Here is a 13,647-nt window from a genome sequence, read left to right as displayed (position 1 = left end):
TTTAAAGAAAGGAAGTGAACAACAGATCAACCGGTAATATAACCATAGTTCCCGGAGAGGAAGCGATTGACCAAGAGGATGTATTCCAACTGATGGTTCAACGGGTAAAGTTGCTTGCTACCAGAAGGATTGCTTGGCTGCAGAAGATATGGTGTGATATGGGCCCATCAGGCGATGAACGTTTTACATCCGAAATAGAAGTAGAAGGTTGTCTCAGTGATAAAGACGATCCGGCTCTTGAAAATGGCTTCTATGAAAATGAGGTGAAATTAGAAGCTCTGAATAAAAACATTGCTGCTTTGGATAGTAGGATCACTGTTAATACCCAATCCAGGTTAGGGCAACTCAGAATATTATTCGGGTTAAACCAGGTAGAAGCTGATATCATTCAAACCTGTCTTTGTCTTCATCTTGATCCGAACTTAGGAAAAGTATTTGCTTACCTGCAGGACCAAGTCAATTTGCCTTTTGTAACAAGGCAATTGGTAGCACGGCTATTTAGACATGGCCTGTTTATTACGCTTGGAAGTACATCGCCCCTTTGCAGGTGGAAACTGATTAGTGAAGTGGAAACCGGGCGAGGTCAGCCAGCCCGGATTGAGATGGATTCGTTCGTTAGGGACTGGCTGATGGGTATTGATGATATTGATCAGCATATTATTGAGATATGTCATCCATTACGTGCGAGACCTGGTTTGCCTCACTGGCCAGTAGTTGAGTCCGCAATGAAGATTAAACGAATGCTGGACCAGCGGACGGGTGAAGTTATTCGTGTATTCGTCGGGGCAGACCTGGAGAAGGAAGAAAGAGTTTTTCGGCAACACTGGCTGCAGAAATTGGGTTGCCATTGCTGGTAATAGATAATGAACAAATCGATCTTGCATCGTGGCCGCTGGTGTATCTGCATGTACAGCGGCAGGCATTGCTTGGTGGTTATGCAGTGCTTTGGGAAGAGAGATTCCTGAAAACGATTTCCTGGCCAGGCAGTACCCCCGCCTTCCGGTTGCAATTTGTGATTGGTGAGATCAATGAATCTATCATCCCTGTGCAAAATGTAATTGATCTGCGCATAGATCTGCCGCCAATGAATGAAGAAATTTCATTTTATCTATGGACAAAGATCGTTCCTGCCTCCACAAGCTGGAATCAAGATGAGTTCAAATCAATGGTACGCCGGCAGCGTGCTACGATCGGCCAGATGATATCAGTATCAAAGAAGGAAATAACCACGGTCAACGAAGTGGCAGAACAGCTGCGTATTCTTTCCAGACAGGAATTGGGTGATTTAGCTCGGCCCATTGATTCTTCTTTTTCCTGGAATGACCTAGTTATTTCTGAGAGCCTACGCAACAGTCTCGATGATTTTTATTTTGAAGCATCGGAAAGATCAGTTATTTGGGAAAATGAAGAGATCAGCCGACTGTTCCCGCTTGGCAGGGGCTGTTGGCTCTATTCACTGGCTTACCGGGTACAGGTAAAACAATGGCAGCACAGGTAATAGCCAATTCGCTTGGTCTTGCGCTTTACAGGGTCGACCTCTCATCTGTAGTGAGTAAATATGTTGGTGAGTCATCAAAGAACATAGAACGGATACTCTCACGGGCTGCCAAAATGAATATTGTGCTGTTTTTTGACGAAGCAGATGCGTTGTTTGGCAAGCGGACTTCAGAAGTAAAGGATGCGCATGACCACTTTGTCAATACCGACACCAGTTACCTCTTACAGGCAATAGAAGAATATCCGGGTATCGCCATCTTGGCGAGTAATAAAAAGAATGCGATGGACAGTGCGTTCCTGCGCAGAATCAGGTATGTCATTGAATTTCCTAAACCAGATCCAAAACAACGGCGCCAGTTATGGCAGCAACTGTTACAGTCAATGGTTAATGAAAAAATATCTGCGCCACTGGAAGAGCAGCTATCCCGGCTATCAGACGTAGTGGAACTTACCGGAGCTCAGATTAAACTCTCTATTTTATCTGCAATTTATATGGCGAGGCGGGAGAAAGTAGCAGTTTCAATTTCACACCTTTTGAGGGTATTAAACTGGAACTAGGGAAAGAAGGAAAAGGTATTGGCAGGCAGGGGCAGGAAATTATTCAGCTTGAAACCAATAAAGTCAAACTGAAATGATCCGGGTTGATGAATTGATAATAAGTGTTCCGGATATGGATCCGAAGTATGTAACCGGGATGGTACACCGTGTATTGCAATTGATGGCTGATAAAATGCCTGCGGAGCAACAAAGCAGGAGTATCAGCAAACTGTCACTATCTGTCTTATTACAGCCTGATATGTCATCATCAAAAATGGAAGAAGCGGTTGCGCAGCAGTTAATGCAACAAATACGAATGATATGAAATCGCTGGCAGTAAAAAATACAAACAATAAACAGGCTTCACCCCTCACAGCCACGAAGAAGAAAGAGGTACAGCCCAAACTGATTGTAAACGCACCTGGTGATTTTTACGAGCAGGAAGCGGATAGAATGGCAGCAGAAGTGATAAACGGGGTGGCGCATGCAGGATCAGATACAAAAATTACAAGCCTAATAGGCCCATCTGTACAAAGAAAATGTGCTGCGTGCGAACAGGAAGAACGGAGGAGAAAAAAAGGAGGTGATATTATGCGTAAGGCTGATAGTGGAAATGGATTCGTGGCTCCGGCATCTGTGTCTGCACAACTTACGTCCGGCAGTAGTAACGGCTCTGCGCTACCCCATGTGGTCAGGGTTTGATGGAGCATTCATTCAATCGTGATTTTTCCCGAGTGCGTATACATACAGGTGGATATGCATCCGGCCTGAACCGGCAATTAAATGCCAAAGCATTTACATATGGACATGATATCTATTTTAACAGCGGGCAGTTTTCGCCTCAAACTAAAACCGGGCAGCACTTATTAGCACATGAACTGACACATACAATCCAGCAGGGTAACCGGCCTCAGGGAATACAACGGTGGGATGCTGATATGTATTTTGATTCCGACTATGATGATTATGAAGCACCGATATGTAATCCGGGGAAAGTTGCTCCCTGCGACGTGACAGTATGGTTGCTCTCAAACTCAGAGCTGATAGATATGACGGTAACTGCCGATGATTATCTTAAAGCAACCTCTAAAGGTACCTGTGAATTTTATGATTACGGTAATCTGGAGCGCCGGCTTTATGCAGAACGCAGTGATCGCATACATGCGGGCCATGGCTGGCTTTCTGAGCATATCAGAGATAAGCCCACCCAGCTGTATGAAATATCTCAAGGGCAGGGTATGGTATTAAATGTGATGCCGGCCGATTTGAAATTTGCTTTGGATTATGCAGGTGACATGTCTGGTAAATACATTGTGACGGCAAAACAATTTCGTGAAATCCTTATCAAGTATGATATCCCGGAAATGAGCCCTGAGACATGGTTCCAAGCGCAGTATGGTAAAGATGTTATTCCCCTGCAGTTGATCATTACGCCTCCGAAACAACAATCTTTTTTTCCTTCAAATTTCTATAACCTTAATAATTACACAAACAATCCTTTTGATATCAATAATACCAATACCGGGATCGGTTACGGGTTCATACCTGGCGGCACATTCTCAGCTATCGGCGGATCGGGTATGTACCAGAATCCTTATGACAGGGGAATCCTTAATCCGTTCAGTGATCCGGTTTACAGTCAAAATGTTAATTTCAATAATCCAAGATCCGTAAGTGGCGCGCAGACGAACTGGCGCGGAGATATCGTTGAGTTCAATAGTTATAGATCAAGTCTTGTGAATACGGCTGCCAACCGGAATCTAAATCCGTTTGATCCACGGGGCCAGGGAAATTTTCCTGTATTTGATTATATGAGCAGGGTAGATGGTAAGCTTGTTTCCGTTACACATAGTTTGGATGCTGACTCGGTACATTACCTCACCAAATTTCAACGGGCAACAGGAAGTGTGCAGGCTGCCAAATATACCAGCGCGCTAGGTGCACTGAATCAAAACTTCGGAGTGACCACGGATTCGGTATTGGTCAATGCTGACACTTACCTTGCTGTCCCTACAGATCATGTAGATACAGTCCGGGCCAACCTTAGGGATCCGAATGTAACAGGCAGCATTCCACATTCACCGGCGAAGTATATGAACCTGCTAGATTATTATTTGCGCAGCAGCCCTGTGACAATTAATAACGTGACTGTAAACAACTGGAACACCCTGATGACGTTGAGCCCAGCAGACAGGAATACCGTGATAGCCGGTCTTGCAACAAAAGCAAGTGACCGCGTGATATCAAACGGTATCATTACGCCGCAATTGGAGAAGCAACAGGCATTCCGGATCCGCTATCAGGATGTGCCACAACCGGAATTTAAACGCGCAGCTGGTTCCGAGCTTCTCGAATCCGTCCGGCTTAGTACATCTGGTAATGTGAGTACCGGTTTTCATCCAATGGCTAAAAGCAATTCAATACGCGGCGGGGCTATTGGTACGGGTTTAAGTACAGTAATCAATATAGAACAGATACTCGCAAATCCTGAAGATCATCCATACCCGTTTCGTGAATTGGCAGTAAACCTGTCACTATCCGGTTCAGTCGGAACTGGGTCGATATACCTTGAAAGTTATGTGAATGCTTCTCTGCAAAATGCATTGCTTAATCGCAGCGCGGCCAATTTAGCAGCAACAGGATCAGCAGGAGCACTTTCGAGATTCGCGTTTCCTGTACGCGGAGGTGTCTCAATGGGGTTTGGAGGCGGGGCAGCATCTGCGATGACACTTGCTTCCATGGGCATAGATGATATCTTTTTTGACGCAGACTATTCTCGTATCGACTATGCTGCAAAAACAAGCCGTGCATTCATCAGTGGATCTGTTAGTGCAGGAGCAGGTTGGCTGGCAGCTGCAGGTACTGGTGCAGTGCTGGGAAGTGAAGTACCCATTGCAGGAACCATAGTTGGATTTGGTGCGGGAGCATTGGTATACTGGCTCACGGACAATACGATTGGTGAAGATGTCGAGGGCCTAGTCCGGGAAGGAATGGGGGAATATGGATGTGTGGGTGTCAAAACACCCAGCCGGCCATCCTCCACGCCTAGTATTCCTATAGATCTGACACCAGCTTTGCCGGCAAACATGGGATAACAATACTTCGATGCTGAATAAAAATTGCCAGTCATAAAAGTTGGGAACTAATTACAAATAAAATCGTGAACGACGATTATCCAGGTAGACCCAAACTGCTCAAAGGCGCCCTAATCGAATTTTCGAAGCGATTCATCGTGCCTGTGCCCAATATTATCATATTTCAGTACAATCCTGAAACAATGGTCAGGAAACTGGAAACATGGTATAGCGGTGGACAGGAAGGTGGGCAGGGCGGTAACAGTGAGCCTGTAAATGCCCAGCCACACGATCCACCTGAAACATTTGACCTTACGCTCGAGTTTGACGCAGCTGATGACTTGGACAATCCTGTTAACCAGGGCATTGCAATTGTGGCAGGCGTTAGTAACCGTATTGCCGCGCTTGAAATGCTATTGTACCCGGAAGAAGAAGCCGGCGGACTATTGGGCTCTGCCGTTGGTGCACTTGCCGGCGCTGCCGGTGGTGCCGCAGGCATCACGTCCAATGCCAAACCAGTGCCACGTGGTAAAGTGCCTGACCTGTTGTTTTGCTGGGGGCCAAGTCGAATAGTACCGGTGCGGCTAACAAGTTTTTCCGTGGAAGAACAGGCATATTCACCGCAACTTTCGCCTATACGAGCAAAAGTTACCGTTGGACTGAAAATATTGCAACCACGGAACCTGCCTTGTTCAAAGGAAGTGTCCAGTGAACTGCTGAAAACCAGTTACAATATCTATAAAAAAGTAAAACAGGGACTGGCGGCGTCCAACATGGTGGGGCAATCAGCCGATGCCATCATGGGTATGTTGCCTATCTGATCATTAAATGTGTAAACAATGTTTAATAGCAAAAGCAGGTATAATCGCTCCTCGCAATATCAAGTCAAAGACCGGCGCGGTCGCGTCGTGACGGTCGTCAGCGTACCGGAAGCACTAGAGCAGGTCATTATCGGTTATCATCAGCGCATAGCCGGGCAACGCGTGGATCACCTTGCAGCAAAGTACACACTAGATGAAGCCGGTTTCTGGCGTATCGGCGAAGCGAATGATGTAATGCTGATCGAATCATTGTCTGAACAAAACGAAATAGCGATCCCAAATAAATAAGCATGGGAATAAAATTCGGCATAGTAGCTGACGGTGATCCTGCAAAGACGGACGCATTACCAGGGTTGAGTCGCGTGGAAGTGCGCGAACAGCTTGGGGATACCACAACTTATACCGTTTTTTTTTCAGAAGATGTATGTGAAGGGGATTTTAAACTGCTGGCACATCCTTCACTCGGTCCCTGTAAAGAAATTGCCATCTGGGTAGAAGTGGATGATAAAAAAGTGTACCTGGTAAAAGGGCCCGTGAGCAGCCAGCAGATCAAACTGGTCGCTGGTGGACAGGGTTCAGAACTACAGGTGCAGGGTGCTGATAACACGATCAAGATGAAACGTGAAGAGCGGGAGCAGGATTTTGCTGACGTGGATGATAAATCAATTTACTCCACCATCCTTTCGAGGAATGGGTTTCCAAAGACAGACATCAAAGACCAGGGGCATAAGAATGATGAAGCGAAACACAGCAAAAAACAAAACAAGGATGACCTAAATTTCCTCCGCAACCTCGCCAGCGAAAACGGGCTTTATTTCTGGATTGAATATGACGAGCAGGGGATGGAAACGGCGAATGTAAAGGAACTGCCATTGGAAGGCAAACCTTCATTAAAACTCCGGATAAATGGTGACGATAAAGACCGCAACAACATTGACGAGTTAAACATCAGTTGGAATACAGATGTGCCCACGAGCGTAGTTGGTAAGAATCTCGACAGCAAAACAAAGAATAAAACCGACCCCGCAGTAGACGAACCCGGGCAATTTAAACTGGGCGAAAAATCACTGGTACTAATAACAGAGAAGTGCAGGCAGCAGGCCAGGAGTAGTCCTAAGCCTGCAGATAATGATGGTCGCGCCCAAGAGCGCAGTAAAGCTGCATTGAATGAAGCCGAATGGTTTATACGTGCTAATTGTTCAACCAGTTTTGACCGTTTATGTAAAGTAGTCCGTGCACATACTTTGGTGGAGATAGAAGGAGCAGGATCAAGACACAGTGGCCCTTACCTAGTTTCAGGTGTCACACATAGCATTGATGCGGTATCATACAAAATGCAGGTAGAATTAATAAGGAATGCGTGGGATAAAGCAGCGAATAAGAACGGTTTATCCGGATTGGGGATGTGAAAAAAGTTAAACAATGAATGGTACACAGCAAGTAACAGAACGGATGCTGGATGTTATCCGCAACAAGTATTACGGTAAATACCGTGGAATTGTAATGGATAACAAGGATGATACGAACCGTGGGCGTATCAAAGTGCAGGTGCAATCAGTATTGGGTGATATGCAGGTTTCGGCAGATCCCTGTTTGCCCTATACAGGCAAAGGTAGTGGCAGTTATCTGGTACCGGATAAGGGTGCGGGTGTGTGGGTGGAGTTTGAAGCAGGGAACGTGGATTACCCGATATGGACCGGCTGTTATTGGGCCGATAAAGAGTTGCCGAAAGATGAAAAATCGAATACGGTAAAGCCGTCATTACGGATGATACGAAGTGAAAAAGGATTGATGCTGACAATGAATGATGATTCAGAGATCATCACGCTGAGTGATAAGGATGGCAGCAATATCATGACAATAGAAGTAAATGAAGGAAAGATCAGGATACAGGGCAACCTGAAAGTGGTGGTGGAAGCACCGATGATCGAGTTGGTGGAAAATTCTACCCATCCTGTAGTATTTGGAGATAACCTGCTAGCTTACCTGAACCAGCTGGTAACGATCTTCCAGGCACATACGCATCCGGGTGAACTCGCATTGGGCGTATTGCCGGTCACACCGGCACCACCTGTACCCGTGTTTCCACCGGCAACACCTTCACTGCTTTCAACAATTGTAAGAACAGGATAAAATTAATGTTATGGCCTTAAATGCAGGAACAAAACAGGAACAGGCCCCAGGTGTGGATGAGTTTGCGAACAGTATGGCTGCCGCCATGGAAAATGCTTTTTTAAAAGAATGGCCGAAAGTGATGGGAGGACAGCCGGCACCTACATCAACAGATCAGATGCGGTTGCTATTTATTGCAGTTGCCCAAGGAATGATACGATACCTGAAAACACATGAGGCAGATATAACGGTGCGTGTGGGAAGTACTGACATGCCGGTAAAATTGGATACAACCGGGACTTTTTTATATTAATTATTTTTATGAATCAGCCGATCAACAGTATTAAGTATCCATTTGCCATAAATCAGCAGCTGGGAATGCTGATGGAAGAAAAGGATTTTAGCAGGCATGTACGGCAGATGATGTTACAGGTGTTGTTTACCAATCCGGGTGAGCGGATTAACCGTCCTGACTTTGGTTGTGGTATTCGCAGGATGGTATTTGCACCCAACAGTGATGCAACGGCCAGTCTTTCCGAGGTACTGATCACACAGGCGCTGGACCGCTGGCTCGGTGAACTGATCACCACGGAAAACATAGAAGTAACAGCAATGAATGAAAGACTGGAGATCAATATTGTTTACCTGTTGAAGGTAAAACAGGAGCGACAATTCTTAAACGTACAAATTTAATCCATGGCAGTATGGACCGTCTTGAAGCGCTGAAAGAAAAAGCGATTGTGACTGGAATAGATTTTATTCATATCTATTCCAGTCAGAAGAAGATGGACGTTTATTTCTATGCTTTCAATGAGTACCCGCCTGCACCCTTACCGCCAAAGATTAAAACATTGCTGGGTGATCTGGTTCCTACCGATATCCGAATATATAATGAAGCAGGATCCGTACCGGACATTACAGTAACCGGGTTGGATTGGGTAGGTGATGCGGCGCTGGAACTGACCGTAGCTCAGAAAGCAGATTTTACATTATACAAATTATTGATCTATGATCGGAAGGATCCTTTAGTAGACCCATTCCGCATCGACCCCTACTATAATGATATAATGTTCAGTTTCAAAGCCAACTGCCCGAGTGATCTTGATTGTACACCACCAAATCATGATTGCCCGGGAGAGGAGGCTGTGGATTTTCCGGTTGACTATACGGCAAGGGATTTCTGGTCGTTCCGCAATGCGTTGCTGGAGTTCGCTTCATTACGGTATCCACAGTGGCCAGACAGGCTGGAAGCTGATGCAGGTGTGATGCTGGCAGAAGTAATGAGTGCGTTAGGCGATGAGATGGCCTATTACCAAGACAAGGTTGGAAGAGAAGCATACCTGGAAACCGGTACGCAGCGACGTTCATTGCGCAGGCATGCGCGACTGGTGGATTATCATACAGGAGACGGGTTGGGTTCTTTTGTATGGATCGATGTGACCGTGGCGGCCCATGCTAGTGGAAACCTACTGGCTGGAACATCCATGTTCGCAAACAGTGATTCTGGTGAAGTGATCGATTTTGAAGTGGGGCGCAACCTGCAGGAAGGATTGAACAAGACACCATATTTCGTGGATGAAAAACGGAATGTATTTACTGTGTATCGCTGGGATGAAGACCAACAATGCCTCCCGGTAAATACTACTGAAATTTATATTGATGGAGATCGTGAAGCAGACCTGCTCACGTTCGATGGCCTAGCACCGAGTGTTGAAAATGGTAAATGGGTGCTGCTGCAGACATTGCCAGTGAACCCTGCACAGCCGCCGAGAGCACATATGGTGCGCCTGATATCTGTTAAAAAGATAGTAGATCCCTTGTTTAATCTCTCCATCACGCATCTTATATGGGATGCGCAACAGGCTTTGCCTTTTGAAATGGACATGACGATACTCGTGGTGCGGGGAAATATGGTGCCCGCAACAGCTGGTAAAACATACGCTCAATATTTTCTCACAGGTGCAGGCTTGAATGAACTGCCAGCTGCGGAAGCGACAGCACTTAAGGCGATGGCTGCCGCAGAAAAACGCCGGATACTCCGGTCGATAGAACGCGAAGGAGCCGATGGATCCATTGCTTATTACTGCACCTTGATCGGTTCAGAAATCAATAACGTTGTCTGGCTGCAGGCAACTCCCATGCAGGAAAAACCGGAAGTAATATTGGAGGTTCTGGAATACCAGTCGCCTGTATGGATTGAAGAAAACTGGGAATGGAAAAGAACGATGGTGGGGATCAATTCATCCGGCCCGATGGATCCGCATTTTACACTGGATGATGGGAGTTGGGGGCGCGTGGTTGGTTACTGGCGGCAGGGACAGGAGATCATACATGAAGACTATGCATCCGGTAACGGGATAAGCGTTCGCTTTGGCGACGGCGAATTTGGCTTGGTACCACCTGAAAAATCTGTGTTTCGTGTGTATTACCGGCTGGGTGGTGGCCGTACCAGTAACGTGGCGCCGGGGGTGATAAAGATCGATAAAACCAATCCTTTGCTGAATTATATTGAAAGCGTCACTAACCCGCTTCCTGCAAGCGGTGGTGCCGATAAAGAAACATTTACCTCTATCCGTCAATCTGCACCAGAAGAATTCCGCACCATTGCGTACCGCGCAGTTCGTGCTGAGGATTATGCAGAAGCGGCAGAACGCCTAGACTGGGTATATAAAGCTGGTGCCTCATTTCGCTGGACAGGAAGCTGGCTCACGGCCTTTGTAACACCTGATCCGGAGAATGCCGTTATGATGACCAATGAATGGCGTCTTGAATTGCTGGACCAGCTCAATCGTTTCCGTCAGGCGGGACGCGAAGCTTATACAATGGATCCTGTTTATGCAGATATCGATCTTGACATTGATGTATGCGCGTCACCAGATGCGTACCCGGGCGAAGTGAAAGCACGGGTGCTGCTAACACTCTTCGGTAAAAAAGGTATCAATCCTGTTGAAGGTTTTTTTAATGCAGACCGGTTCAGCTTTGGTGATTACCTGAAGCGCTCCGTACTGGAAGGCGCCATACAATCGGTACCCGGTGTGAAAGCAGTTGAAGGAATAATGTTCCGCAGAAGAGGGGCCTTCGACTGGAAAAAATTTACAGAATATTACTATGATCCCGGTAAAAATTCCATCATCAGGATTGAAAATGACCTACTACATCCCGAGAGGGGTATTTGTAAAATACATATACACGGTGGCGCATGAGCTATAATTGTAACCGTACACCAGATAACCAGTTCCCCTGCCAGTGTGATAGTTTTGAGCATCCATTAAAACTAAACATTGGTGCCGGTCTTACGGAGCTTCCGCGGCAAATAGCCAGTTTCTCGGAATTCCGGCAGGCGATGTTGTATGCAATACGGCCGGCTGATGCGTCTGAAAAACATAAACTTTCTTTATTGAAATGGAAAGCACGGCATAATGATGACCTCGGCATCATGCTGCTGGAAATGTGGGCATATGTATGTGATGCTGTGTCTTTTTATGACAAAGTGATTGCGCAGGAAGTATACCTGCGTACCGCTAATCAACGACCTTCATTGCGGCGGCTAGTTGCGTTGCTGGGCTATTTGCCTAAGCCCGCGGTGGGCTCAATAGTGTTCCTTTCTGCCATTGCAGAAGGAAGGAAACTGCTGAAACTTCCGGCTGGTACTGCTTTCCGTTCAAAAGGATTTGACGGTAATCCACCACAGGTATTTGAGCTGGAACAGGAGCAATTGATCCACCCGCTGATGAATCAGTGGCCGGTGCTGCCTCCGGTTATCAATACAAATACTGCCTCTAACCCAACATCAATACTGATCCTACCCGCGAGCAATATAAAAGCCGATAACCCGCTGCTCATTATTGATAACGATGAAGCGGGCTATTCACAGGTAAGGTTTGTACAGCAGGTCAGCAATCATACAGGCAGTGACGGAAAACTGTACCGAAAGATCGAATTTGATGATGCTATCAACCTGCCGAAAGGATACGTGCTGGATGGCATAAAACTTTTTACACCAATACAACATACCGGACTGTGGACGGTGGATGTACTAGGTAACGCAGCTACTATTTCTGCTGATCAACGCACTATTGTACTGGACGGTGTACATGCTTCTATCAAGGCAGGCCAGTATATTGTTGTGACCCGGAATGAACAATGCCGGTGGTTTAAAGTGAGCCAAGCGTCTGTAACTACGCGTAAACTTAGTGCGGGCGAAAAAGTAGTAATCAACCGCACTGAGTTTGAAACGCCTGGTATAACGATACCTGTAACACAACTGGTTCTGGATAAAGGTCTGAATTCCAAATACCTGACCCTAACCCCTGCATCAACTTGGCATGAAGCGATTAAAGCGGAGTTGACAGTATATTTTGACATGCAGATACCCGGTGTGATCGCCAACGAACCGGCTGGTTTCTTAACTGATACAGACCAAATTATATTTGGAGAAAAACCTGAGTTGCCAGTGGAGCATTATACCACATCAACTTTCTTCCTGCTGGATAAAAACCAGCAGGGCGTACAACTAAACGGCGAGCTTAACTATTCACGCCCGGGACTGCAGCCAGGTATGGGTGAAAAGTGGAGTCCTGCGTTAACCATGCCTGTTGAAGCATTCGGTAACGTTATCAAAGCTACACGTGGAGAAACTGTATTGAATGAAATACTAGGCAGCGGTAATGCCTCGCTCTCTTACCAGACCTACCAGTTAAAAAAGAAGCCACTTACCTATTTCGCAACACCGTCCATGGCGGATGATCAGGGTGTGAGCAATACACTGAAAGTATATGTGAATGGTGTAAGATGGAAAGAAGTGCGGGGATTCTATAATAAAAAACCGGATGAGCAGGTGTATATCGTCAGACAGAATGACGAAGGTGATTCATTTATAACCTTTGGTGACGGTAACAGGGGCATGCGGCTGCCAACAGGCACGGATAATATCATCGCTACCTACCGGTATGGCGCAGAGGAAGCCACGCCGCCGGCGGGAACGGTTACCCAGATATCCAAACCGGTTACAGGGCTTACGGAGGTCAATAATCCTCTCTCCGCTGAAGGTGGAGGAGGAAGGGAATTGCCGGAGCAACTCAGGACCTATGCACCGAAGTCCATTCTTACTCTCGGCCGCGTTGTATCCATCCTGGATGCAGATGCCATAGCTCATTCAGTGCCCGGCGTACGTGCTGCGCAGGTGGAATGGCGCTGGCATGGTGAACAGCAATGCCCTGTTATGGTGATCTGGTATTCTGGCAAACCAGGTATCGAGGACACGCTGAAAAAAAGGATACGCGCACTTTCAGATCCTGCACTGTTAGTGAAAGTGGAACTGGCTATGGCATTGCCTCTTACCATCAGCATCGATGTGCATATTGATGACCGTTTCATAACAGATGAGGTATTGGTCAATGTAAGGAATACATTGGTCAATAAAGAAAACGGTTTGCTCACACCGGAGAACATCGGTATCGGTGCGCCAGTATTCCGCAGTAAAATATTTTCTGCTGTCCAGTCGGTAAGCGGCGTTCTTTCTGTGCGGCATATTTTATGGAATGGTCAATCCTTCACTGGTTTTGCCCGTTCACCGGGGCAGGAAGATATTTTGATATAGGGCAGGG

General features: G+C 46.5%; 13 protein-coding genes and 1 pseudogene. All 14 read left to right on the top strand.

Going from position 1 to position 13,647, the window contains the following annotated elements:
* Window positions 1–14 precede the first annotated feature (14 nt).
* The 14 genes and pseudogenes from MUN86_RS14745 (at window position 15) to MUN86_RS14680 (ending at window position 13,640) form a co-directional block, all read left to right on the top strand.
* The gene (locus MUN86_RS14745; protein WP_245118816.1) at window positions 15–857 is read left to right on the top strand and encodes a hypothetical protein; all 843 of its coding nucleotides are present in this window, start codon (window positions 15–17) and stop codon (window positions 855–857) included.
* Window positions 848–1,498, top strand: a complete 651-nt coding sequence (locus tag MUN86_RS14740) for a hypothetical protein (protein ID WP_245118814.1) — start codon at window positions 848–850, stop codon at window positions 1,496–1,498. The genes MUN86_RS14745 and MUN86_RS14740 overlap by 10 nt, the downstream gene beginning before the upstream one ends.
* Window positions 1,483–2,055, top strand: coding sequence for an ATP-binding protein (locus tag MUN86_RS14735; protein ID WP_245118812.1), 573 nt, complete (start codon window positions 1,483–1,485; stop codon window positions 2,053–2,055). Before MUN86_RS14740 ends, MUN86_RS14735 begins: the two co-directional genes overlap by 16 nt.
* A 73-nt stretch (window positions 2,056–2,128) precedes the next feature.
* Window positions 2,129–2,359 (top strand): hypothetical protein, encoded by a 231-nt coding sequence (locus MUN86_RS14730; protein WP_245118810.1) that lies wholly within the window; start codon window positions 2,129–2,131, stop codon window positions 2,357–2,359.
* Window positions 2,356–2,736: a hypothetical protein gene (locus tag MUN86_RS14725; protein WP_245118809.1), complete on the top strand. Its 381-nt coding sequence runs from the start codon at window positions 2,356–2,358 to the stop codon at window positions 2,734–2,736. Before MUN86_RS14730 ends, MUN86_RS14725 begins: the two co-directional genes overlap by 4 nt.
* A pseudogene (locus MUN86_RS32415) lies at window positions 2,736–2,879 on the top strand (eCIS core domain-containing protein); the annotation flags it as partial. The gene MUN86_RS14725 and the pseudogene MUN86_RS32415, both read left to right, overlap by 1 nt.
* 2,315 nt (window positions 2,880–5,194) lie before the next feature.
* Window positions 5,195–5,929, top strand: coding sequence for a hypothetical protein (locus tag MUN86_RS14715; RefSeq protein ID WP_245118807.1), 735 nt, complete (start codon window positions 5,195–5,197; stop codon window positions 5,927–5,929).
* Between the two features lie 18 nt (window positions 5,930–5,947).
* Window positions 5,948–6,217, top strand: coding sequence for a hypothetical protein (locus MUN86_RS14710; protein ID WP_245118806.1), 270 nt, complete (start codon window positions 5,948–5,950; stop codon window positions 6,215–6,217).
* Between the two features lie 74 nt (window positions 6,218–6,291).
* Window positions 6,292–7,338, top strand: coding sequence for a phage late control D family protein (locus MUN86_RS14705; protein ID WP_245118804.1), 1,047 nt, complete (start codon window positions 6,292–6,294; stop codon window positions 7,336–7,338).
* 13 nt (window positions 7,339–7,351) lie between these two features.
* Window positions 7,352–8,062 (top strand): phage baseplate assembly protein V, encoded by a 711-nt coding sequence (locus MUN86_RS14700; RefSeq protein WP_245118803.1) that lies wholly within the window; start codon window positions 7,352–7,354, stop codon window positions 8,060–8,062.
* Window positions 8,063–8,072: 10 nt separating this feature from the next.
* Complete coding sequence (locus tag MUN86_RS14695) at window positions 8,073–8,354, top strand: hypothetical protein (protein WP_245118801.1); 282 nt, start codon at window positions 8,073–8,075, stop codon at window positions 8,352–8,354.
* An 8-nt stretch (window positions 8,355–8,362) separates the two neighbouring features.
* On the top strand, window positions 8,363–8,734 hold the full coding sequence (locus tag MUN86_RS14690; protein ID WP_245118800.1) for a GPW/gp25 family protein: 372 nt from the start codon (window positions 8,363–8,365) through the stop codon (window positions 8,732–8,734).
* A gap of 11 nt (window positions 8,735–8,745) precedes the next feature.
* Entirely contained in the window at window positions 8,746–11,244 is a 2,499-nt protein-coding gene (locus tag MUN86_RS14685) for a baseplate J/gp47 family protein (protein WP_245118799.1), read from the top strand.
* The gene (locus MUN86_RS14680) at window positions 11,241–13,640 is read left to right on the top strand and encodes a baseplate J/gp47 family protein (protein ID WP_245118798.1); all 2,400 of its coding nucleotides are present in this window, start codon (window positions 11,241–11,243) and stop codon (window positions 13,638–13,640) included. Before MUN86_RS14685 ends, MUN86_RS14680 begins: the two co-directional genes overlap by 4 nt.
* The last annotated feature ends 7 nt before the right edge of the window (window positions 13,641–13,647 follow it).

Source organism: Hymenobacter volaticus (genome assembly GCF_022921055.1).
GTDB classification, from domain to species: domain Bacteria; phylum Bacteroidota; class Bacteroidia; order Cytophagales; family Hymenobacteraceae; genus Hymenobacter; species Hymenobacter volaticus.
The sequence above is the reverse complement of the archived record's forward strand: the minus strand, read 5'-3'. Positions and strand labels throughout refer to the sequence as shown.